The organism is Streptomyces sp. NBC_00443 (genome assembly GCF_036014175.1).
In the GTDB taxonomy this organism is placed as follows: domain Bacteria; phylum Actinomycetota; class Actinomycetes; order Streptomycetales; family Streptomycetaceae; genus Streptomyces.
Genome location: NZ_CP107917.1, coordinates 2,540,104 through 2,561,705, shown reverse-complemented (window position 1 = coordinate 2,561,705; position 21,602 = coordinate 2,540,104). Strand labels below are relative to the sequence as shown.

The 21,602-nt window shown below is 70.8% G+C and carries 14 protein-coding genes; 11 read left to right on the top strand and 3 right to left on the bottom strand.

What is annotated here, in order from left to right:
* Positions 1-33 precede the first annotated feature (33 nt).
* The 4 genes from OHO27_RS11230 to OHO27_RS11215 are packed head-to-tail and all read left to right on the top strand — an operon-like array spanning position 34 to position 7,221.
* Entirely contained in the window at positions 34-2,262 is a 2,229-nt protein-coding gene (locus OHO27_RS11230; protein WP_328422810.1) for a 1,4-beta-glucanase, read from the top strand.
* A complete protein-coding gene (locus OHO27_RS11225) occupies positions 2,262-4,241 on the top strand; it encodes a beta-galactosidase (protein WP_328422808.1) in 1,980 nt (659 codons plus the stop codon). The genes OHO27_RS11230 and OHO27_RS11225 overlap by 1 nt, the downstream gene beginning before the upstream one ends.
* Positions 4,238-6,469, top strand: coding sequence for a glycosyl hydrolase family 95 catalytic domain-containing protein (locus OHO27_RS11220; RefSeq protein WP_328422806.1), 2,232 nt, complete (start codon positions 4,238-4,240; stop codon positions 6,467-6,469). The genes OHO27_RS11225 and OHO27_RS11220 overlap by 4 nt, the downstream gene beginning before the upstream one ends.
* Before the next feature lie 35 nt (positions 6,470-6,504).
* The gene (locus OHO27_RS11215) at positions 6,505-7,221 is read left to right on the top strand and encodes a glycoside hydrolase family 12 protein (protein WP_328422804.1); all 717 of its coding nucleotides are present in this window, start codon (positions 6,505-6,507) and stop codon (positions 7,219-7,221) included.
* Between the two features lie 36 nt (positions 7,222-7,257).
* Here OHO27_RS11215 and OHO27_RS11210 read toward each other — a convergent pair whose 3' ends face one another.
* From OHO27_RS11210 to OHO27_RS11200, 3 genes are all read right to left on the bottom strand, one after another.
* Positions 7,258-8,445 carry a sulfotransferase family protein gene (locus OHO27_RS11210; RefSeq protein ID WP_328422802.1) on the bottom strand — a complete coding sequence of 396 codons (1,188 nt, stop codon included), beginning with the start codon at positions 8,443-8,445 and terminating at the stop codon, positions 7,258-7,260.
* A gap of 107 nt (positions 8,446-8,552) precedes the next feature.
* Positions 8,553-10,601: a glycoside hydrolase family 31 protein gene (locus OHO27_RS11205; RefSeq protein WP_328422800.1), complete on the bottom strand. Its 2,049-nt coding sequence runs from the start codon at positions 10,599-10,601 to the stop codon at positions 8,553-8,555.
* A 96-nt stretch (positions 10,602-10,697) separates the two neighbouring features.
* Positions 10,698-11,714, bottom strand: coding sequence for a LacI family DNA-binding transcriptional regulator (locus tag OHO27_RS11200; RefSeq protein WP_328422798.1), 1,017 nt, complete (start codon positions 11,712-11,714; stop codon positions 10,698-10,700).
* A 357-nt stretch (positions 11,715-12,071) separates the two neighbouring features.
* Between OHO27_RS11200 and OHO27_RS11195 the strand changes: the two genes are divergently transcribed.
* The 7 genes from OHO27_RS11195 to OHO27_RS11165 all read left to right on the top strand — a co-directional run bounded on the left by OHO27_RS11195 (position 12,072) and on the right by OHO27_RS11165 (position 21,543).
* Positions 12,072-14,006 carry an acyl-CoA dehydrogenase family protein gene (locus OHO27_RS11195; RefSeq protein ID WP_328422796.1) on the top strand — a complete coding sequence of 645 codons (1,935 nt, stop codon included), beginning with the start codon at positions 12,072-12,074 and terminating at the stop codon, positions 14,004-14,006.
* A gap of 125 nt (positions 14,007-14,131) precedes the next feature.
* The gene (gene dxr / locus OHO27_RS11190) at positions 14,132-15,388 is read left to right on the top strand and encodes a 1-deoxy-D-xylulose-5-phosphate reductoisomerase (RefSeq protein ID WP_328422794.1); all 1,257 of its coding nucleotides are present in this window, start codon (positions 14,132-14,134) and stop codon (positions 15,386-15,388) included.
* 8 nt (positions 15,389-15,396) lie between these two features.
* Positions 15,397-16,689 carry a M50 family metallopeptidase gene (locus tag OHO27_RS11185; protein ID WP_328430403.1) on the top strand — a complete coding sequence of 431 codons (1,293 nt, stop codon included), beginning with the start codon at positions 15,397-15,399 and terminating at the stop codon, positions 16,687-16,689.
* A 169-nt stretch (positions 16,690-16,858) separates the two neighbouring features.
* Positions 16,859-18,016 (top strand): flavodoxin-dependent (E)-4-hydroxy-3-methylbut-2-enyl-diphosphate synthase, encoded by a 1,158-nt coding sequence (gene ispG, locus OHO27_RS11180; protein WP_328422792.1) that lies wholly within the window; start codon positions 16,859-16,861, stop codon positions 18,014-18,016.
* A gap of 216 nt (positions 18,017-18,232) precedes the next feature.
* Positions 18,233-19,081 (top strand): GNAT family N-acetyltransferase, encoded by an 849-nt coding sequence (locus OHO27_RS11175; protein WP_328422790.1) that lies wholly within the window; start codon positions 18,233-18,235, stop codon positions 19,079-19,081.
* Between the two features lie 119 nt (positions 19,082-19,200).
* The gene (locus OHO27_RS11170; protein ID WP_328422788.1) at positions 19,201-19,767 is read left to right on the top strand and encodes a GNAT family N-acetyltransferase; all 567 of its coding nucleotides are present in this window, start codon (positions 19,201-19,203) and stop codon (positions 19,765-19,767) included.
* 72 nt (positions 19,768-19,839) lie between these two features.
* Positions 19,840-21,543 (top strand): proline--tRNA ligase, encoded by a 1,704-nt coding sequence (locus OHO27_RS11165; protein ID WP_328422786.1) that lies wholly within the window; start codon positions 19,840-19,842, stop codon positions 21,541-21,543.
* Positions 21,544-21,602 lie beyond the last annotated feature (59 nt).

The window sequence follows — 21,602 nt, the reverse complement described above, 5'->3', positions numbered from 1 at the left end:
ATCCCCGCCCCCTTTGCCAGAACGAGGTTTGCCATGCGCACGTCCCAGCCCAGCAGACGAACCGTCCTCGCTGGCCCCGCGGCCGCCGCCGCGCTCACCGCCGTGCCGTCCATCGCCGGGCAGGCGTCCGCCGCCGAGCCCGACGCCGCTGCCGCCGGCCAGGCGTACCGCTGGCGCAACGCCGTCATGGGCGGCACCGGCTTCGTCACCGGCGTGCTCTTCCACCCCTCCGTCCGCGGTCTCGCCTACGCCCGCACCGACATCGGCGGCGCCTACCGCTGGGACGACCGCGCCGCCCGCTGGACCCCGCTGACCGACCACCTCGGCTGGGACGACTGGAACCTCCTCGGCGTCGAGGCCATCGCCGTCGACCCCGCCCACGCCGACCGCGTCTACCTCGCCCTGGGCACCTACGCCCAGTCCTGGGCCGGCAACGGAGCGGTGCTGCGCTCAGAGGACCGCGGGGCCACCTGGCAGCGCGCCGACCTCACCGTGAAGCTCGGCGCCAACGAGGACGGGCGGGGCACGGGGGAGCGGCTGCTCGTCGACCCGCGGGACAGTGAGACCCTGTGGCTGGGCACCCGGCACGACGGGCTGCTCAAGTCCACGGACCGGGGCGCCACTTGGGCCGCCGTGACCGCATTCCCGGGTTCCCCGAGTGCCACCGGACAGGGCGTCACCCTCCTCGTCGCCGCCGGCCGCACCCTCTACGCCGGCTGGGGCGACGGCGACGGCACGGCGGCGACCCGGAACCTGTACCGGACCGCCGACGGCACCAAGTGGGAGGCCGTCCCCGGTCAGCCCACCGGCACCGCCGCCAAGGTCCCGATCCGCGCCGCGTACGACCGCCACACCCACGAGCTGTACGTGACGTATGCCAACGCGCCCGGCCCCAACGGCCAGTCGGACGGCAGCGCGCACAAGCTGTGCACGCTCAACGGGAAGTGGACCGACGTCACGCCCGTGAAGCCCGGCGGGACCACGGGTGACGGGTCGGCCGACACCTTCGGCTACGGCGGCGTCGCCGTCGACGCCCGGCGGCCCGGCACGCTCGTGGTGTCCACCAACAACCGCTGGGCCGACATCGACACCGTGTACCGGACCACCGACGGCGGTCGCACATGGACGTCGTTGAAGAACACGGCCGTGCTCGACGTCTCCGAGACGCCGTACCTCAAGTGGGGGGCCGACCAGCCCAAGTTCGGCTGGTGGATCCAGGCGGTCGCCGTCGACCCGTACGACGCGAAGCACATCGTCTACGGCACCGGCGCCACCCTCTACGGCACGCGCGACCTGGTGCACTGGGCCCCGCAGATCCGCGGCCTGGAGGAGACCTCCGTCCGCCAGCTGATCTCGCCGCCTGCCGGGAAAGCCCACCTGATCAGCGGCAACGGGGACATCGGTGTGATGTACCACGAGTCGCTCGCCGCGTCCCCGTCGCGCGGCATGGCCGCCAATCCGGTGTTCGGGACCTCCACCGGGCTCGCGCAGGCGGCGGCCAGACCTTCGTACGTCGTCCGTGCCGGTTGGGGCGACAACGGCAACGGCGCCCACTCGAACGACGGCGGGCAGACCTGGGCGCCCTTCAAGGCCCAGCCCGCCATCGCCAAGGACGCGCCGGGGCCGATCGCCACCAACGCCGACGGCAGCGTGCTGCTGTGGTCCTTCGTGCCGTGGGACGGCACCCCCTACCCGGCCCAGCGCTCCGCCGACAACGGCGTCACCTGGGCCGAGGTTCCCTCCTTCCCGAAGGGGGCCACCCCGGTCGCGGACCCCGTCGACCCGAGCACCTTCTACGCCTTCGACACCACCACCGGCACCCTCCACGCCAGCACCGACGGCGGTCTCACCTTCGCCCCGCGGGCCGGCGGTCTGAACTCGGGTGACAAGGAGTTCCAGCTGGCCGTGGCGCCCGGCCGGTCCGGTGACCTGTGGCTGAGCCTCAAGTGGAACGGGCTGTACCGCTCCACCGACGGCGGCGCGACCTTCACCAAGGTCGACAGCTGCTGGGCCTCGTACACCCTCGGCTTCGGCAAGGCCGCCCAAGGCGCCCCCTACCCGGCGCTCTACCTGGTCGGCTCCACCGAAAGCACCACCGCCGTGTACCGCTCCGACGACGAGGCGAAGACCTGGGTGCGGATCAACGACGACCTGCACCAATGGGGCTGGATCGGAGCGGCCGTCACCGGCGACCCGCGCCTCCACGGCCGCGTCTACCTCGCCACCAACGGGCGGGGCGTCCAGTACGGGGAGCCGGTCTGATGCCCGGCCTGAGCGACGCCACCCGCGGCCGCCTTCTCTTCGGCGGCGACTACAACCCCGAGCAGTGGCCCGAGGAGACCTGGCACGACGACGTCCGCCTGATGAAGGACGCCGGGGTGAACTCGGTCACCCTCGGCGTCTTCTCCTGGGCCGAACTCGAACCACGCCCAGGCGCAAGGGAGTTCGGCTGGCTGGACCGGCTGATGGACCTGATGCACGACAACGGCATCGGCGTCGTCCTCGCCACCCCCACCTCCTCGCCCCCGCCCTGGATGGGCCGGCTGCACCCCGAGACCCTCCCGCGCGACGAGGACGGCCGGACCGAGTGGTGGGGCTCCCGCCAGCACTTCTCCCACTCCAGCGCGACGTACCGCTGCTACGCCGCCGCCATCACCGAGGACCTCGCCGCCCGCTACGCCGGCCACCCGGCCCTGCGGATGTGGCACATCAACAACGAGTACTGCACCTACGACTGGGGCACCGAGGCCGAGGCCGCCTTCCGCCGCTGGCTCCAGGACAGGTACGGCACGCTCGACGCCCTCAACGAGGCCTGGGGCACCACCTTCTGGAGCCAGGGATACGGCGACTGGTACGAGGTCCTGCCGCCGCGCCGTGCGCACTACATGAAGAACCCCACGCAGGTTCTCGACTTCAAGCGGTTCACGTCCGACGCGCTGCTGGAGTGCTACCTCGCCGAGCGCGACATCGTCGCCCGGCACAGCCCGGACATCCCGGTGACGACCAACTTCATGCCGTTCTGGCAGGGGCAGGACGCCTGGCTCTGGGCCGAGCGGGAGGACGTCGTCTCGGTCGACATCTACCCGGATCCGCGCGATCCGTTCGGCGGGCAGTACGGCGCGCTCATCCATGACATGACCCGCTCGCAGGCCCGCGGCGGCCCCTGGACGGTCATGGAGCAGGCGGCCGGACCGGTCAACTGGCGCGGCGTCAACCACCCCAAGCCCGCCGGCCTCAACCGCCTGTGGTCCCTCCAGGCCGTGGCCCGCGGCGCCGACGCCGTCTGCTACTTCCAGTGGCGGCAGTCCCGGCAGGGCTCGGAGAAGTTCCACTCGGGGATGGTCAGCCACGCGGGCGAGCACGGCCGTACGTACCAGGAGGTCAAGCGGATCGGCGCCGAGCTGGCGCTGCTGAGCCGGAAGGTGGCCGACACCCGGGTCGAGGCCGCCGAGGTCGCCGTACTCCTCGACTGGAACGCCTGGTGGGCGAGCCGGCAGGACGGCCGGCTGTCCTGCGAGGTCGACTACCCGCAGGTCGTCCGTGCCTGGCACCGCGCCCTCTGGGAGGCGCACACCGTCGCGGACTTCGCCCACCCCGAGCACGGCCTGTCCGCCTACAAACTGGTCGTCGTCCCCCAGCTGTACCTGATGACGGACGCGGCCATCGACCACCTCGTCGCGTACGTCGAGAACGGCGGCACCCTCGTCGCCGGCTTCCTGACCGGCGTCGCCGACGAGGACGACCGCGTCCGGCCCGGCGGCATGGACGTACGGCTGCGCAAGCTGTTCGGCATCCGCACGCTGCACGAATGGTGGCCGCTCGACGCTGGGGAGAAGACCGACGTCGAGGGCTTCCACGGCACCCTGTGGTCCGAGGAGATCGAGGCGGCGGACGACGTGGACGCCGTGACGACCTACAAGGGGGGCGAGCTGGACGGGATGCCCGCCGTCCTGCGCAAGGGCCGTGCCTGGTACGTCTCCACCCTCCCCGAGCCGCACGCCCTGCGCACATTGCTCGCCGACATCGCGACGGGGGCGGGTGTGCGACCGACCCTCGCCGGACTTCCGGCGGGTGTGGAGGCGGTACGACGGGGCGGCCTGCTGTTCCTTCTGAACCACGGGCGCGACCCGGTCACCGTCCCCGTGCCCGGCCGCCACCACGACCTGCTGACCGGCGCGGACACCGCCGACTCGGTGGAGCTGGGGCGGTACGGGGTCGCCGTACTGGAGGCCGCCTCATGAGCGGACCGGTGCACGGCACCTGGGAGCCCGCTCCCGCCACCCGCTGGGAGGACGCCTTCCTGAGCGGGAACGGCCGACACGGCGTCATGGTGTTCGGCGATCCGAACGCCGACCGGGTCATCGTCAACCACCACACCCTGGTCCGCCCCAACGGCGGCGAGCACGCCCGTCCGCCCGCCCTCGCCGCCGAACTCCCGCACCTTCAGGACCGGCTGCTCGCCGGGGACGTCACCGCAGCCGAGCACTTCACCGACGGGCGCGCGCTGCAGTGGGTGCAGCCCTTCCACCCCGCCTTCCAGCTGCGACTGCGCCGCCCGGCCGTCGAGGAGCGCGGCGACTACCGCCGCCGGGTCGACTTCACCACCGGCGTCTGCACGGCCGGGCGCGGCGGCTGGCGGAGCCAGGTCTTCGTCTCCCGCGCCGACGACGTCATCGTCCAGTACCTCACCGAGCCTGGCCTCACGGTCGACGTCACCCTGGATCACCAACTTCCGGGCGCCCCATACGGCTTGGCGGTCGGACACAGCGCTGTCCTCACCCCCGAGGGTGCGCTCCTCACCCTGCGCGCCCGTTACCCCGGAAGCGACCGCGCGTACACGGGCGTCACCCTCGCCGTGATCACGGGCGGCAGCACCCGCACCTCACTGCCGGGTCTGCGCATCGAGAACGCCCGCTCGCTGCTGCTCCTCACCCGCATCCGGCGCCACGCCGGGGAGCTGGACGCCCTCGCCGAGGCACATGCGCTGCGCGCCCTGCTGCCTGACGGTGACGAGGACCCGTACGACCGCCTCCTCACCCGCCACACCGACCTGCACCGGCCCGCCTACCTCCGTGCCGGCCTCGACCTCGGCGCCGACGCGGCCGAACGGGCCCTGCCCGGTTCCGACCTGGTGAGCCGCCCGAAGAGCCCCGCCCTCCTGGAACGCCTCTTCGCGGCCGGCCGCTACCACCTCCTGTCCGCCGCCGGGATGCTGCCGCCCCGGCTGACCGGCCTGTGGACCGGCGACTGGAACACGGCCTGGTCGGGCGCGTTCACCACCGACGCCAACCTCAACCTCCAGACCGCGTCGGCCGCCGCGGCAGCGCTCCCGGAGGTGACCGAGGCCCATGCCTTGCTCGTCCAGGGCCAGTTGGACCACTGGCGGGACAACGCCCGCGCGATCTTCGGCACCCGTGGCGTCGTGGCCCCCGCCCACACCGACGGCGTGTCCGGGCACATCTACCACTTCAGCCGCGAATACCCCCTGCACCTGTGGACAGCGGGCGCCGACTGGCTGCTCAAGCCGCTCGTCGATCACGACGAGACCCGCGGTGAGCGTGACCCGCGCACCGCCGCCGTCCTCGCCGAAGTGGCGCTGTTCTACGAGGACTTCCTCACCCGCACCGACGAGAACGGTCACCTGGTCGTCGTCCCCTCCTACTCACCCGAGAACCGCCCGGCGAACGCGAGCTGGGGCACGATCAACGCCGCGATGGACCTCTCGGCGGCCCGCCACGCTCTGCTGACGGCGGCCGACTACCACTCCGGTACCCCTGACGCCCCGGACGCCGACCGCTGGCGCGCCCTCGCCGACCGTCTCCCTCCGCACCGGATCAACGCCGACGGCGCCCTCGCCGAATGGGCCCGGCCGGGCCTGGCGGACACGTACGACCACCGCCACCTCAGCCACCTCTACGGCGTCTGGCCGCTCGACGAGATCACCCCCTACGACACCCCCGACCTCGCGACGGCCGCCCACCGCGCCCTTGAACTGCGCGGCGCCGAGAACGACTCAGCGCACGGCCACCTCCACCACGGCCTCATCGCGGCCCGCCTCCGGGACGGCGATCGCGTCGCCCACGCCCTCGACCAGGTCCTGGGCGGCGACTTCTTCCACGCCTCCCTGATGAGCGCCCACTACCCGAACCGCGACGTCTACAACGCGGACGCCGCGCACACCCTGCCCGCCGTACTGATCGAGATGCTCGTGCAGTCGACCCCGCACCGGCTGGTCCTGCTGCCCGCCGTGCCGCCCCACCTCCCCAAGGGCCGGCTTCGGGGTGTGCGCACCCGGTTCGGCGCGGAGGTCGACCTGACCTGGACGCCCGAGGGAGCCACCGCCGTCCTGAAGCCGTCCCGCACGGTCCGTATCGAACTCCGGACTTCTTCCGGCGACGACGACGGCGACGCACGACCGCTCGACCTCGTCGCCGGAGAAGACCACGTCCTCAGCCTCGGGGCGTGGTAACCCCCGCAATTCCCCCCACCATGGAAAGGGACACCATGGCAAAGACCGCACTACGCAAGATCACCATGGCCGTGCTGGCCCCGGCGATGGCCCTCGGCGCCACCGTCGGGCTCGCCTCCGCCCCCGCCTCGGCCGCCGTCTGGAACTCCTGCGACCAGTGGGGCAACACCAGTCTGAACGGCTACACGCTCTACAACAACATCTGGGGCTCCGGCGCCGGCAGCCAGTGCATCTGGGCCAACTCCGGTACCAACTGGGGTGTCTGGGCCAACCACCCGGGCACCGGCGGCATCAAGTCCTACCCCAACTCCAAGAAGGTGATCAACAAGACGATCGCCTCCCTCGGCTCGCTCACCAGCAGCTACAACGTCACCGTTCCGTCGTCCGGCGCGTACAACACGTCGTACGACATCTGGGACACCGACTACGACTACGAGATCATGCTCTGGGTCAACTACAACGGCGCCGTCGGCCCGCTCGGCACCTCGCAGGGCAACGTCACGCTCGGCGGTCACACCTGGACCGTCTACAAGGGCAGCAACGGCGCGAACGAGGTCTTCTCGTTCCTGCGGACGTCCGACTCCAACTCCGGCACCGTGGACATCAAGCCGATCCTCAGCTGGATCGCCAACACCAAGGGCTGGATGTCCAGCAGCGAGACCATCGGCGACGTGCAGTTCGGCTACGAGATCACCTCGTCGTCCGGCGGGCTCGACTTCGCCACCAACAACCTGACCGTCAGCAGCAGCTGACGTGCCGGGAGGGCCGGGGCCGGTCCGCGTCCCGCCTCAGGCGCGGTCGACCTCGGCCCGCAGCGCGTTGTAGTCCGCGAAGGCGTCCTCGACCTCGGCGCGGGTCAGGCCGTAGCGGGCCAGGTCGTAGCGGTGCGGTCGGGTGCCCTTCGGGCGGGCGACGGCACCGGCCAGCCGGGCTGCCTCGGCGTCAGTCCAGCGGGCGCCGACCGCGTCGTAGAGCTTCGGGGCACCTGTGGCGGGCTCGGCACCGAGCCAGGAGTACGGGGCGTCCACCACCGCCTCGCGGGGCAGGGCGGCACGGGCCGCGAGGCCGCGTCGCATGGCACGGCTCAGCAGGCCGGACCAGGTGGCGCCGATGCCGTGCAGGTCGAGGGGGCGGGTGCTGACGGCCATGCCGTGCTCGATCAGGCTGCAGAAGGAGGCCACGACGGTGACCGGATCGCGGTGGCACCACACGATCGTGGCGTCCGGGAACACCGTGTGCAGCGCGTCGAGGTTGCCCAGGTGCAGCGGGGACTTGAGGATCCAGCGGCGCCGTGGACGGCCGTACTGCAGGACCTGGAACACCTGCTTGAGGTACCGGTAGTCGTCGGTGAAGTCCCGCGCGCGGTACCACTCCACGTACTCCGGTATCAGCACCTGCGACAGCGGCATGAGGGCGTGCGGCAGGGCGAACGTGCACTCCTCGGGGCCCTCGGCGGCCATCGCGTGGATGTCGCGGAAGCGCGGTGCGAACAGGTTGGTTCCCTGGACCATGCGGCGGCCTGCCGTGACCGCCTTCCGTCGCTCACGGGGCGACGGCTCCAGGCCGGGGGTGAGCAGTTCCCACAGCAGGGGACCGCGGTGCTCGGCCGAGAGCGACAGCACGGAGTGCGTGACGGTGGTCGCGGTACGCGGCAGGCCCACGACGAACACCGGCTTCTCGACCGGCTCCCGCTCGATCTCCGGGTGCCCGGCGATCAGCCCACGCACCCGCGCCCGGTTGGCGAGATGCCGCCGCACGAAGACCTGAGCGGACTGCCAGCCGAGAGGCGTGAGGTTCTCGGCCCCGGCCCACCAGCCCAGCAGCAGCCGGAAGTCGTCGACGAACTGCCGGTCCCCCTTCGCCTCTCCCGTCTCCACGACGATCCGGTCGAAGATCCGGTCGGGACCGCGACGGGATCCGAAGCCCGGCCGCAGCAGCTGGTTGGCGAGAGTGAGGGCGAGCGGAGGCGAGGACACGCGGCGACTCTATCCCGATGAACTGACGTGCCGAGAAGGCAAGTTGGGTAAGTGGCCGAGGGGATGGCCGGAAGACCTCCACCGTCCGGCCACCCCCTCCGACACGGCTACTCCGCTACAGGCAGCCGTGCCCCGTCCCGCAGGAACAGCGGGATGCGGTCCAGCGGGGCGTCGACCGTCACGGCCGCACCGCCCCCGTACGTCTCCCCGGTCCACGCGTCCGTCCAGCGCGCGCCCGCCGGGAGGTACGTCGTCCATGTCGTCGCGCCCGCCGACAGCACCGGGGCGACCAGCAGGTCGCGGCCGAAGAGGTAGGCGTCGTCGACCGACCAGGCCGCCGGGTCGCCCGGGAACTCCAGGAACAGCGGCCGCATCACCGGCAGGCCCTCCTCGTGGGCCTCGCGCATGACCTGAAGGACGTACGGCTTGAGGCGCTCGCGCAGCCGCAGGTACTTCTCCAGGATCGGGCCGGCCTCCTCGCCGTACGACCACACCTCGTTCGGGCCGCCGGTCATCTCCGGGCCGAGCGGCGTGCCCGGGTCGCGGAAGCCGTGCAGACGCATCAGCGGGGACAGCGCGCCGAACTGGAACCAGCGGACCATGACCTCGCGGTACGCCGGGTCGTCCGGGTCGCCGCCGTGGAAGCCGCCGATGTCCGTGTTCCACCAGGGGATACCGGACAGCGCGGTGTTGAGTCCGGCCGCGAGCTGGCGGCGCAGGGTCGCGAAGTCGGTGCCGATGTCCCCGGACCACAGGGCGGCGCCGTAGCGCTGACTGCCCGCCCAGGCCGAGCGGTTGAGGGTGATGACCTCCTCGCCCTGTGCCCGCAGGCCCTCGTGGAAGGTGCGGGAGTTCTCGGCCGGGTAGCTGTTGCCGACCTCCAGGCCCGGACCCGTCCAGTAGCGCAAATTCTCCTGGAAGCCCGGCTTCAGCTCCGGCTCGCAGGCATCCAGCCAGAAGGCCGTGATGCCGTACGGGACGAGGTAGTTGTCGCGCACCTTCGACCACACGAACTCACGCGCGTCCGGGTTCGTGGCGTCGTAGAACGCCACCTGGACCGTGGAGGCCACCTCCTTGTCGGGCCAGTCGGCGTGTGCCATCGGGCCGTACTGGGTGCCGATGAAGTAGCCGCGCTGCTCCATCAGGGCGTGGTTCTCGCTCAGCGGCGACACCGACGGCCATACGCTGACCACCAACTTGACGCCCAGCTCGTCCAGTTCCCGGACCATGGCCGCCGGGTCGGGCCACTCGGCCGGGTCGAACTTCCAGTCGCCGAGGTGCGTCCAGTGGAAGAAGTCGCAGACGATCGCCGACAGGGGCAGGCCCCGGCGCTTGTACTCCCGCGCCACCGCGAGGAGTTCGTCCTGCGTGCGGTAGCGCAGCTTGCACTGCCAGAAGCCCGCCGCCCACTCGGGCAGCATCGGCGTACGGCCCGTCGCCGCGCTGTAGCGCCGCTGGCCGTCGGCAGGGCTGCCCGCGGTGATCCAGTAGTCGATCTGGCGGGCCGAGTCGGCGACCCACCTGGTGCCGTTGTGCGCGAGCTCCACGCGGCCGATCGCCGGGTTGTTCCACAGCAGGGTGTAGCCCCGGCTGGACGACAGCACCGGGATGCCGACCTCGGCGTTGCGCTGGACGAGGTCGAGGACCAGGCCCTTCTGGTCGAACCGTCCGTGCTGGTGCTGGCCGAGACCGTACAGCCTCTCGTCGTCGTACGCGGCGAAGCGCTGCTCCAGGCGGTGGTGGCCGTTGCCGACGGCGGTGTAGAGACGCGGGCCGGGCCACCAGAAATGGGCGCGCTCCTCGGCGAGCACCTCCTCGCCGTCCTCGGTGCGCAGGAAACGGATCAGGCCCTCGGCGTCGACCAGCACGGTCAGCGCGCCCACGGTCAGCTGCGCCTCCCCGTCACCGATCTTGACCGAGCTCCCCGTGGCCGGAGGTTCGTCGAGAAGGGCGTTCGGCAGTCCTTCGAGGACCGGACCACCGAGCCGGGCACGCACCCGGACCGCGTCCGGACCCCACGGCTCCACGCGTACGGTCTCCTGGCGGCCGCTCCACTCCAGCGCGCCGTCCCGCTCGCGGAACGTGCCGACGGTCGGGGACGACTGCGCGAGGCTGACCGTGCCTGGCTGGGGCTGGTTTTCGGCAGGCTGATTCACGAGGTGTGCTCCTCAGGAGGGCAGCGAATGCAGACATGGAGGTGCCCGGCGGGGGCACGGCGGTGAAGCGGTCAGTGAGGCGGGGGCGGTGACGTGTCAGTGGGCGGCGGACGGCGCCGGGCCCGTGCTCGCCCGGACCGTCAACTCGGGCGCGATCAGCAGGACTTCGTCGCTGCCGCGCCCGTCGAGCTTGGCGACCAGCTGCTCCACGGCGTGCCGGCCCATCTCCTGGGCGGGAATGGAGACGGACGTCAGCCGCACCGAGGCCTGGGTGGCCACCTGGTCGGGGCAGATGCCGACCACCGACACGTCCTCGGGTACGGCACGGCCCTGCTGGCGCAGCAGCGCGAGCAGCGGCTCGACCGCCGACTCGTTCTGCACGACGAACCCGGTGGTGCCCGGGCGTTCGTCGAGGATGCGGGCGAGGGTGACGGCCATCGCGTCGTACCCGCCCTCGCACGACCGGTGCAGCAGCCGGAGCCCCGACTCCTGGGAACGCAGCCGCAGTCCGTCGAGCGTGCGCTCCGCGAAACCGGTGTGCCGTTCATAGACGGCCGGCGCCTCGCCGATGACAGCGATGTCGCGGTGCCCCAGCGTTGCCAGATGCTCCACGCACAGCGCGCCGGTCGCCTTGAAGTCGAGGTCGACGCAGGTCAGCCCGGAGGTGTCGGCGGGCAGCCCGATCAGCACGGACGGCTGGTCGGTGCCGCGCAGCAGCGGCAGCCGCTCGTCGTCCAGCTGGACGTCCATCAGGATCATCGCGTCGGCGAGCCCGCTGCCGGTGACGCGGCGCACCGCGTCGGGGCCCTCCTCGCCGGTCAGCAGCAGGACGTCGTAGCCGTGCGTGCGGGCCGTGGTGGCCACCGCGATGGCGATCTCCATCATCACCGGCACGTACATGTCGGTGCGCAGCGGGATCATCAGCGCGATGATGTTCGACCTGCTGCTGGCCAGGGCACGGGCGCCCGCGTTCGGGTGGTAGCCGAGTTCGCGGATGCTCTGCTCGACCCGGTGCCGGGTGGTCGTGGAGATGGACCGCTTGCCACTGAGGACATAGCTCACCGTGCTCGCCGAGACTCCGGCGTGCTGGGCGACCTCGGCAAGGGTGACCATCCGGCTCTCCAAGCTGTTGTGAAGCGCTTCGACAGTGCGCCGATGCGTGCAGGGGCGGGTCTGAGGGTGATTTGACACTAGCTCTGGCGACGCCGGGTGTCCAGAGGTTGTCGAAGCGCTTCGACAGCTTTGCCCTCCAGGGGCACCGTCCCCCGGACGGCCCTGCCGGCGCAACACCTCTGACCGCGCCCCGTTCCCGGGCGCCGACCGCCTGGACACCGAGGCGCACTCCGTCAACATCGGCTGAATGGACGCGCGCAGGGTGGTGGCCCCGCCCGTAATCGGGTACATACGATCGGGTAGCACCCGTCGGTAACCAAACGGCCCATGATCCCGATTCACGGCGAGGTGAGCCTCATGTCCGCAGCACCCACGAAGCCCACTGTCACTGAGCGTGAGGCACGTCAGGTAGCGGAGGAGGCCCGGCAGCAGGACTGGCGCAAGCCCAGCTTCGCCAAGGAACTGTTCCTGGGCCGCTTCCGCCTCGACCTGATCCACCCACACCCGATGCCCACCGACGAGGCCGCCCAGCGCGGCGAGGAGTTCCTCGCCAAGCTCCGCGACTTCGTCGAGACGAAGGTCGACGGCGCCCTCATCGAGCGCGAGTCCCGCATTCCCGACGACGTGATCGACGGGCTGAAGGAAATCGGCGCCTTCGGCATGAAGATCGACACCAAGTACGGCGGGCTCGGCCTCGGCCAGGTCTACTACAACAAGGCCCTCACCCTGGCCGGCTCGGCGTCCCCCGCGATCGGCGTGCTGCTCTCCGCCCATCAGTCGATCGGCGTACCGCAGCCGCTGAAGCTGTTCGGCACCCCCGAGCAGAAGGAGCGGTTCCTGCCGCGCTGCGCCCGCACCGACATCAGCGCCTTCCTGCTGACCGAGCCCGACGTGGGCTCCGACCCGGCACGCCTGGCCACCTCCGCCGTACCCGACGGGGACGACTACGTCCTCGACGGGGTCAAGCTGTGGACGACCAACGGCGTGGTCGCCGACCTCCTCGTCGTCATGGCCCGAGTGCCGAAGTCCGAGGGCCACAAGGGCGGCATCACCGCCTTCGTCGTGGAGACCAACTCGCCCGGCATCACCGTCGAGAACCGCAACGCCTTCATGGGCCTGCGCGGCATCGAGAACGGCGTCACCCGCTTCCACCAGGTCCGCGTCCCCGCCGCCAACCGCATCGGCCCCGAGGGCGCCGGCCTGAAGATCGCGCTCACCACGCTGAACACCGGACGGCTGTCCCTGCCCGCGTCCTGTGTCGCCGCCGGCAAGTGGTGCCTGAAGATCGCCCGCGAATGGTCGGCGGCGCGCGAGCAGTGGGGCAAGCCGCTCGCCGCCCACGAGGCCGTCGGCTCCAAGATCTCCTTCATCGCGGCCACCACCTTCGCCCTGGAAGCCGTCACCGACCTGGCCTCGCAGATGGCCGACGAGGACCGCAACGACATCCGCATCGAAGGCGCCCTCGCCAAGCTCTACGCCTCCGAGATGGCCTGGACGATCGCCGACGAACTGATCCAGATCCGCGGCGGCCGCGGCTTCGAGACGGCCGAGTCGCTCAGGGCCCGCGGCGAGCGCCCGGTCGCCGCCGAGCAGGTACTGCGCGACCTGCGCATCAACCGCATCTTCGAGGGCTCGACGGAGATCATGCACCTGCTGATCGCCCGGGAGGCCGTCGACGCCCACCTGTCGGTCGCCGGTGACCTCATCGACCCCGACAAGTCCCTCCAGGACAAGGCGAAGGCGGGCGCCAACGCCGGCGTCTTCTACGCCAAGTGGCTGCCGAAACTGGTCGCCGGCCAGGGGCAACTGCCGTATTCGTACGGCGAGTTCAAACGCGGCGTCGACCTCTCCCCGCACCTTCGCTACGTCGAACGCACGTCCCGCAAACTCGCCCGCTCCACCTTCTACGGCATGTCCCGCTGGCAGGGCCGCATGGAGACCAAGCAGGGCTTCCTGGGCCGGGTCGTCGACATCGGCGCCGAGCTGTTCGCGATGAGCGCGGTGTGCGTGCGCGCGGAGCACCTGCGCGGCCAGGGCGAGCACGGCCGCGAGGCCTACCAGCTCGCTGACGCCTTCTGCCAGCAGGCCCGCCTGCGGATCGAGGAGCTCTTCGGCCGCCTGTGGTCCAACACCGACGACCTCGACCGCAAGGTCGTCAAGGGCGTGATGTCGGGCACGTACGAGTGGCTGGAGCAGGGCATCGTCGACCCGTCGGACGACGGCGCCCCCTGGATCGCCGACGCGACGCCGGGCCCGAGCGAGCGGGAGAACGTGCACCGGCCGATCAGGTGACCGACGGTTCGAGGGCCTAAGAAGCCCTGAGGGGTCACTGGCCGCAGTGACCCCTCACCATCCTGTTACCCGGCGGATGGGGATGCCCTGTCCTTCCTGTCGGTCCTTCCGGCCACAATGGGGGAATGAGCGACAGTCCAGCCCCACTCGCCGACCCGCATCTGGTCTACGACCCCGTAGCGGGCGACGGCCCCAAGGACGTGGTGATCCTCGGCTCCACCGGCTCGATCGGCACCCAGGCCATCGACCTCGTGCTGCGCAACCCCGACCGGTTCCGGGTCACCGCCCTGTCCGCCAACGGCGGCCGGGTCGCCCTCCTCGCCGAGCAGGCGTACCGGCTGAAGGCGCGGACCGTCGCGGTCGCCCGCGAGGACGTCGTACCGGCGCTGCGCGAGGCCCTGAAGGCCCAGTACGGCACGGGGGAGCCGCTCCCCGAGATCGTCGCAGGACCGGAGGCGGCCACCCAGGTCGCCGCCTCCGACTGCCACACCGTCCTGAACGGCATCACCGGCTCCATCGGCCTCGCCCCCACCCTCGCCGCCCTGGAGGCGGGCCGCACGCTCGCGCTCGCCAACAAGGAATCGCTGATCGTCGGCGGGCCGCTGGTCAAAGCGCTCGCCAAGCCAGGGCAGATCATCCCCGTCGACTCCGAGCACGCGGCCCTGTTCCAGGCGCTGGCGTCCGGGACGAGGGCAGACGTCCGGAAGCTGGTCGTCACGGCGTCCGGCGGGCCGTTCCGGGGCCGCTCGAAGGCGGACCTGGCCCAGGTGACCGTCGAGGACGCCCTCGCCCACCCCACCTGGGCCATGGGCCCGGTGATCACGATCAACTCCGCGACCCTCGTCAACAAGGGCCTGGAGGTCATCGAGGCGCACCTCCTCTACGACATTTCCTTCGACCGCATTGAGGTGGTCGTGCATCCCCAGTCGTATGTTCACTCGATGGTTGAGTTCACTGACGGATCCACGATCGCCCAGGCGACGCCCCCCGACATGCGCGGGCCGATCGCCATCGGCCTCGGCTGGCCGGAGCGCGTCCCCGACGCCGCGCCGACGTTCGACTGGAGCAAGGCGTCGACGTGGGAGTTCTTCCCGCTCGACAACGACGCGTTCCCCTCGGTCAACCTGGCGCGTCACGTGGGCGAGCTCGCGGGCACGGCACCGGCGGTGTTCAATGCGGCAAACGAGGAGTGCGTGGAGGCCTTCCGGGCCGGCGCACTGCCGTTCAACGGGATCATGGAGACCGTGACCCGGGTGGTGGAGGAGCACGGCAGCCCGCGCGCGGGAACTTCGCTCACCGTCGCGGACGTCCTCGAAGCGGAGACCTGGGCCCGCAGGCGGGCACAGGAACTGGCGGCACACACGGCGGAGGCCCGTGCATGACGACCCTGATGTTCATCCTCGGCATAGTGCTGTTCGCGGTCGGGCTCCTCGCCTCGATCGCCTGGCACGAGCTGGGCCACCTGTCCACGGCCAAGCTGTTCGGCATCCGCGTGCCGCAGTACATGGTCGGCTTCGGCCCCACCATCTGGTCGCGGAACAAGGGCGAGACCGAGTACGGCATCAAGGCGATCCCGTTCGGTGGCTACATCCGCATGATCGGCATGTTCCCGCCGGGACCGGACGGCCGCCTGGAGGCCCGCTCCACATCCCCCTGGCGCGGCATGATCGAGGACGCCCGCTCGGCCGCGTTCGAGGAGCTCAAGCCGGGTGACCACACCCGCCTCTTCTACACGCGCAAGCCATGGAAGCGGGTCATCGTGATGTTCGCGGGCCCCTTCATGAACCTCGTCCTCGCGGTGGCCCTGTTCCTCACCGTGCTGATGGGCTTCGGCATCCAGCAGCAGACGACCACCGTGAGCTCGGTCTCCCCGTGCGTCATCGCCCAGACCCAGAACCGCGACGAGTGCAAGGCCTCCGACCCCAAGTCCCCGGCCGCCGCCGCGGGCATGAAGGCCGGCGACAAGATCGTCTCCTTCGGCGGGGTACCGACCGAGGAGTGGAACTCCCTCTCCGACCTCATCCGCGACAGCGCCGGCAAGGAGGTGCCGATCGTCGTCGACCGCAAGGGCGAGCAAGTCACCCTGCACGCGAAGATCGCCACCAACCAGGTCGTGAAGAAGGACGCCGCCGGCGCCTATGTCGAGGGCGAGTACATCAAGGCGGGCTTCCTCGGCTTCAGCTCGGCCACCGGCGTCGTCAAACAGGACTTCGGCGACTCGGTCAGCTGGATGACGGACCGGGTCGGCGAGGCCGTCGACTCCCTCATCGCCCTGCCTTCCAAGGTCCCCGCCCTGTGGGACGCGACCTTCGGCGACGGCGAGCGCGCACCGGACTCCCCGATGGGCATCGTGGGCGCGGCGAGGGTGAGCGGCGAGATCGCGACGCTGGACATCCCGGCCTCGCAGCAGCTGGCCACGTTCGTCTTCCTCCTGGCCGGCTTCAACCTCTCCCTGTTCCTCTTCAACATGCTCCCGCTGCTGCCGCTCGACGGCGGCCATATCGCGGGGGCCATGTGGGAGTCGCTGCGCCGCAACACGGCGAAGGTGCTGCGCCGTCCCGACCCCGGTCCGTTCGATGTGGCGAAGCTGATGCCGGTGGCCTACGTGGTGGCCGGGATCTTCGTCTGCTTCACGCTGCTCGTGCTGGTGGCGGACGTGGTTAACCCGGTCAGAATCTCCTAGTCACACGGAGTTCGAGGCGGCCCGGGATCGTATGTCCCGGGCCGCCTTCGAATGAGTGGGTTTACCGGGCGTGATGTGCTGGGGTGAGGACCGGTGCCGTAATCTCGAAGCCTGGAGCCCGCTGCTGACGGGACCGGATCTTGATCCACGACTTGGGGTTGCACAGCAGATGACTGCGATTTCTCTCGGCATGCCGTCCGTTCCGACCAGGCTCGCCGAGCGCCGGCGGAGCCGCCAGATCCAGGTCGGCACCGTGGCGGTCGGCGGGGACGCGCCGGTCTCGGTCCAGTCGATGACGACGACGCGTACGTCCGACATCGGCGCCACTCTCCAGCAGATCGCGGAGCTCACGGCCTCCGGCTGCCAGATCGTGCGCGTGGCCTGTCCGACGCAGGACGACGCGGACGCCCTCGCGACGATCGCCCGCAAGTCCCAGATCCCGGTGATCGCGGACATCCACTTCCAGCCGAAGTACGTGTTCGCGGCGATCGAGGCCGGCTGCGCGGCGGTCCGCGTGAACCCCGGCAACATCAAGCAGTTCGACGACAAGGTCAAGGAGATCGCGCGGGCCGCGAAGGACCACGGCACCCCGATCCGCATCGGCGTCAACGCCGGCTCGCTGGACCGCCGTCTGCTCCAGAAGTACGGCAAGGCCACGCCCGAGGCGCTCGCCGAGTCGGCCCTGTGGGAGGCGTCCCTCTTCGAGGAGCACGACTTCCGGGACATCAAGATCTCGGTCAAGCACAACGACCCGGTCGTGATGGTCGAGGCTTACCGTCAGCTGGCCGCCCAGTGCGACTACCCGCTCCACCTCGGCGTGACGGAGGCGGGCCCGGCCTTCCAGGGCACGATCAAGTCGGCCGTGGCCTTCGGCGCCCTGCTGTCCCAGGGCATCGGCGACACCATCCGCGTGTCCCTCTCGGCCCCGCCCGTCGAGGAGGTCAAGGTCGGCAACCAGATCCTGGAGTCCCTGAACCTCAGGCAGCGCGGCCTGGAGATCGTGTCCTGCCCGTCCTGCGGCCGCGCCCAGGTCGACGTCTACAAGCTCGCCGAGGAGGTCACGGCAGGCCTCACGGGCATGGAGGTCCCGCTTCGCGTGGCCGTCATGGGCTGCGTCGTGAACGGCCCAGGCGAGGCCCGCGAGGCCGACCTCGGCGTCGCCTCCGGCAACGGCAAGGGCCAGATCTTCGTCAAGGGCGAGGTCATCAAGACCGTCCCCGAGTCCAAGATCGTCGAGACCCTCATCGAGGAGGCCATGAAGCTGGCCGAACAGATGGAGGCGGACGGCGTGGCGAGCGGCGAGCCGTCGGTGGCGGTGGCGGGCTGAACGCAGCGACTCGGCGCCGGTCCGGGTATTCCAGCCCGACCGGCGTTTGAGGACGAGGCCGTTCAGGCCGAAGCGGGGGTCCGGGGGCGGCAGCCCCGGCGGGACAGCAGCCGACGGCCACCCTCAACGCCCGCCTACCTCCACAGGGCGGCGCGGTATAGCTTCCGCAGGTACAGTGCGGGGACCAGCAGAACCCCAGCGTGAGGCCCCCCGTACGTGTTGACCCAGACCACCTCACGGGTGCTCGAACCGAGCGACCTGGACGCCGCGCTCGCCGTCCTCGACCGCGAGCCGGTCACGAACGCCTTCGTGACGTCCCGCGTCCAGATCGCCGGCCTCGACCCGTGGCGCCTCGGCGGCGAGATGTGGGGCTGGTACGAGGGCGGCATGCTCACCTCCCTGTGCTACGCGGGCGCCAACCTCGTCCCGATCTGCGCGGGTCAACGAGCGGTACGGGCCTTCGCCGACCGGGCCCGACGGGCAGGCCGCCGCTGCTCCTCCATCGTCGGCCCCACCGAATCCACCGCCCAGCTGTGGCGCCTGCTGGAACCCAACTGGGGCCCGGCCCGTGACGTGCGCGCCCACCAGCCCCTGATGGTCACCGACCGCATGCCGACCCACATCACTCCGGATCCATACGTCCGCCGCATCCGCAAGGACGAGATGGAGACGATCATGCCGGCGTGCGTGGCGATGTTCACCGAGGAGGTGGGCGTCTCCCCGCTGGCCGGCGACGGCGGCCTCCTCTACCAGGCCCGGGTCGCCGAACTCGTCGGCTCCGGCCGTTCCTTCGCCCGCCTCGACCAGGACGGCAAGGTCGTCTTCAAGGCCGAGATCGGCGCCGCGACGAACAGGGCCTGCCAGATCCAGGGCGTCTGGGTGGCCCCCGAGTACCGGGGCAAGGGCCTGGCGGCCCCCGGCATGGCGGCGGTACTGCGCTATGCCCTGGCCGACGTCGCCCCGGTGGTGAGCCTCTACGTGAACGACTTCAACACGGCGGCGAGACGGACGTACCACAGGGTGGGCTTCCAGGAGACAGGCGCGTTCATGAGCGTCCTGTTCTGAGGTGCCTCCCCGTCCGCGTGACGGCGGGACAACGGCCTTGAGGGCGCAGTGAAGTGGGCGAGCAACCACCGACAGTCGGCACCCGAACGACAACCTGTCGTGACCTGTACGCTCCCCACATGCGCCTTCCCGGTCACGCACACCGCCGCCAACCAGACGACATCGTGATCGGCCCCCTGGACCTCGCCACCCACGTCGACGAAGCCCTCGCAGTCCAAGCCGTGGCGTTCGGCCTCGGCCCCGACGAGGTGGCCGTACGCCGCCAGATCGTCCTGCGCCACATGACCTACCCGGGCGCAACGGCTCTCGGCGCCACCAGCGGCGGGCGCCTCATCGGATTCGTCTACGGCATGCCGAACGACCGCACCCACTGGTGGTCCACCGTCGTGGAGCCCTACCTCCGGGCCCAGGGCTACGACGACTGGCTCGACCACTCCTTCGTCATCACGGAACTCCACGTCCACCCGGGCTACCAGAACCGCGGCGTCGGCCGTTCCCTGATCACCCGGATCACGGACGGCGCCGTCGAACCCCGCTCGATCCTCTCGGCGATCGACGTGGAAAGCCCGGCCCGCGGCCTCTACCGCTCCCTCGGCTATCAGGACCTCGCCCGCCAGGTCCTCTTCCCGAGCGCCCCGAAGCCGTACGCCGTGATGGGCGCACCGCTCCCGCTCCGCCGCCACTAACCGATTTCCACCGCCCCGTCCCGCCCGGCTAACCTCCTGCCATAACCCTTACGCAGCAGGAGTACGGAAACCATGGCGAACGCACCGGTCCAGCGCATGTCCCAGTTGATGGCGAAAACGCTGCGCGACGACCCGGCGGACGCCGAGGTCCTCAGTCACAAGCTGCTCGTCCGCGCCGGCTACGTCCGCCGCACCGCGGCCGGCATCTGGTCGTGGCTGCCCCTCGGCAAGCGGGTCCTCGCCAACGTGGAGCGCATCGTCCGCGAGGAGATGGACGCCATCGGCGCCCAGGAAGTGCTGCTCCCCGCGCTGCTGCCGCGTGAGCCGTACGACGCGACGGGCCGCTGGGACGAGTACGGCCAGGAACTGTTCCGCCTCAAGGACCGCAAGGGCGGCGACTACCTGCTCGGTCCCACCCACGAGGAGATCTTCACCCTGCTGGTGAAGGACCAGGCGTCCTCCTACAAGGACCTGCCGGTCATCCTCTACCAGATCCAGCACAAGTACCGCGACGAGGCCCGCCCGCGGGCCGGCATCCTGCGCGGCCGTGAGTTCCTGATGAAGGACTCGTACTCCTTCGACACCGACGACGAGGGCCTCGGCCGGTCCTACGCCCTGCACCGCCAGGCCTACCAGCGCGTCTTCGAGCGTCTCGGCCTCGACTACCGCATCTGCGCCGCCACCGCCGGTGCCATGGGCGGCTCGAAGTCCGAGGAGTTCCTCGCCCCGGCCGAGGCCGGCGAGGACACCTTCGCCGACTGCCCGGAGTGCGACTTCGCGGCGAACACCGAGGCGATCACGTACGAGCTGAAGTCGGTGGACGCCGGCGACGTGCCCGCCCTCGAAGAGATCCCGACCCCCGACACCCCCACCATCGAGACCCTCGCCGCCCACCTCGGCGTCCCGGCCTCGGCCACGCTCAAGAACCTCCTCGTCAAGGTCGACGGCGAGATCGTCGCGGTCGGTGTCCCCGGTCACCGCGAGGTCGACATGGGCAAGGTCGAGGCGCACTTCGCCCCGGCCGTCGTCGAGATGGTCACCGAGGCGGACTTCGCGGGGCGCCCGGACCTGGTCCGCGGCTACGTCGGCCCGCAGGGCCTGGGCGAGAAGGTCAAGTATCTCGCCGACCCGCGCGTGGCCCCCGGCACCTCCTGGATCACCGGCGCCAACAAGGAGGGCACGCACGCGAAGCACGTCGTCGCGGGCCGTGACTTCGAGGTCGACGAGTACGTCGACGTCGTGGTCGTCCAGGAAGGCGACCCCTGTCCGAAGTGCGGCACCGGCCTCAAGCTGGACCGCGCGATCGAGATCGGCCACATCTTCCAGCTGGGCCGCAAGTACGCGGACGCGCTGAAGCTCGACGTCCTCGGCCAGAACGGCAAGCCGGTCCGCGTGACCATGGGCTCCTACGGCATCGGCGTCTCCCGCGCCGTCGCCGCGCTCGCCGAGCAGACCGCCGACGACAAGGGCCTGTGCTGGCCTGCCGAGGTCGCCCCGGCCGACGTGCACGTGGTCGCCGCCGGCAAGGCCCTGCAGACCGAACTCGCCCTCGACGTCTCCGAGAAGCTGTCCGCGGCCGGCCTGCGCGTCCTGTGCGACGACCGTGCGGGTGTCTCGCCGGGCGTCAAGTTCACGGACTCGGAACTGATCGGCGTACCGCAGATCCTGGTCGCCGGGCGGCGCGCCGCCGAGGGCGTCGTCGAGCTCAAGGACCGCAGGACCGGCGAGCGTGAGGAACTGACGGTCGACGAGGCGATCGCCCGCCTCACCGCGTAAGGGCTCTCTGCAGAAGTCCCTCCGTGCGGCGCCCTGAGCCGCACGGAGGACGGTGCGCC

Coding starts and splice junctions, on each gene's coding strand:
- OHO27_RS11225 (WP_328422808.1), top strand. CDS start 2,262: ATGCCCGGCCTGAGCGACGCCACCCGCGGCCGCCTTCTCTTCGGCGGC.
- OHO27_RS11200 (WP_328422798.1), bottom strand. CDS start 11,714: ATGGTCACCCTTGCCGAGGTCGCCCAGCACGCCGGAGTCTCGGCGAGC.
- OHO27_RS11220 (WP_328422806.1), top strand. CDS start 4,238: ATGAGCGGACCGGTGCACGGCACCTGGGAGCCCGCTCCCGCCACCCGC.
- OHO27_RS11165 (WP_328422786.1), top strand. CDS start 19,840: ATGGCGAACGCACCGGTCCAGCGCATGTCCCAGTTGATGGCGAAAACG.
- OHO27_RS11170 (WP_328422788.1), top strand. CDS start 19,201: ATGCGCCTTCCCGGTCACGCACACCGCCGCCAACCAGACGACATCGTG.
- dxr (WP_328422794.1), top strand. CDS start 14,132: ATGAGCGACAGTCCAGCCCCACTCGCCGACCCGCATCTGGTCTACGAC.
- OHO27_RS11185 (WP_328430403.1), top strand. CDS start 15,397: ATGTTCATCCTCGGCATAGTGCTGTTCGCGGTCGGGCTCCTCGCCTCG.
- OHO27_RS11215 (WP_328422804.1), top strand. CDS start 6,505: ATGGCAAAGACCGCACTACGCAAGATCACCATGGCCGTGCTGGCCCCG.
- OHO27_RS11195 (WP_328422796.1), top strand. CDS start 12,072: ATGTCCGCAGCACCCACGAAGCCCACTGTCACTGAGCGTGAGGCACGT.
- OHO27_RS11230 (WP_328422810.1), top strand. CDS start 34: ATGCGCACGTCCCAGCCCAGCAGACGAACCGTCCTCGCTGGCCCCGCG.
- ispG (WP_328422792.1), top strand. CDS start 16,859: ATGACTGCGATTTCTCTCGGCATGCCGTCCGTTCCGACCAGGCTCGCC.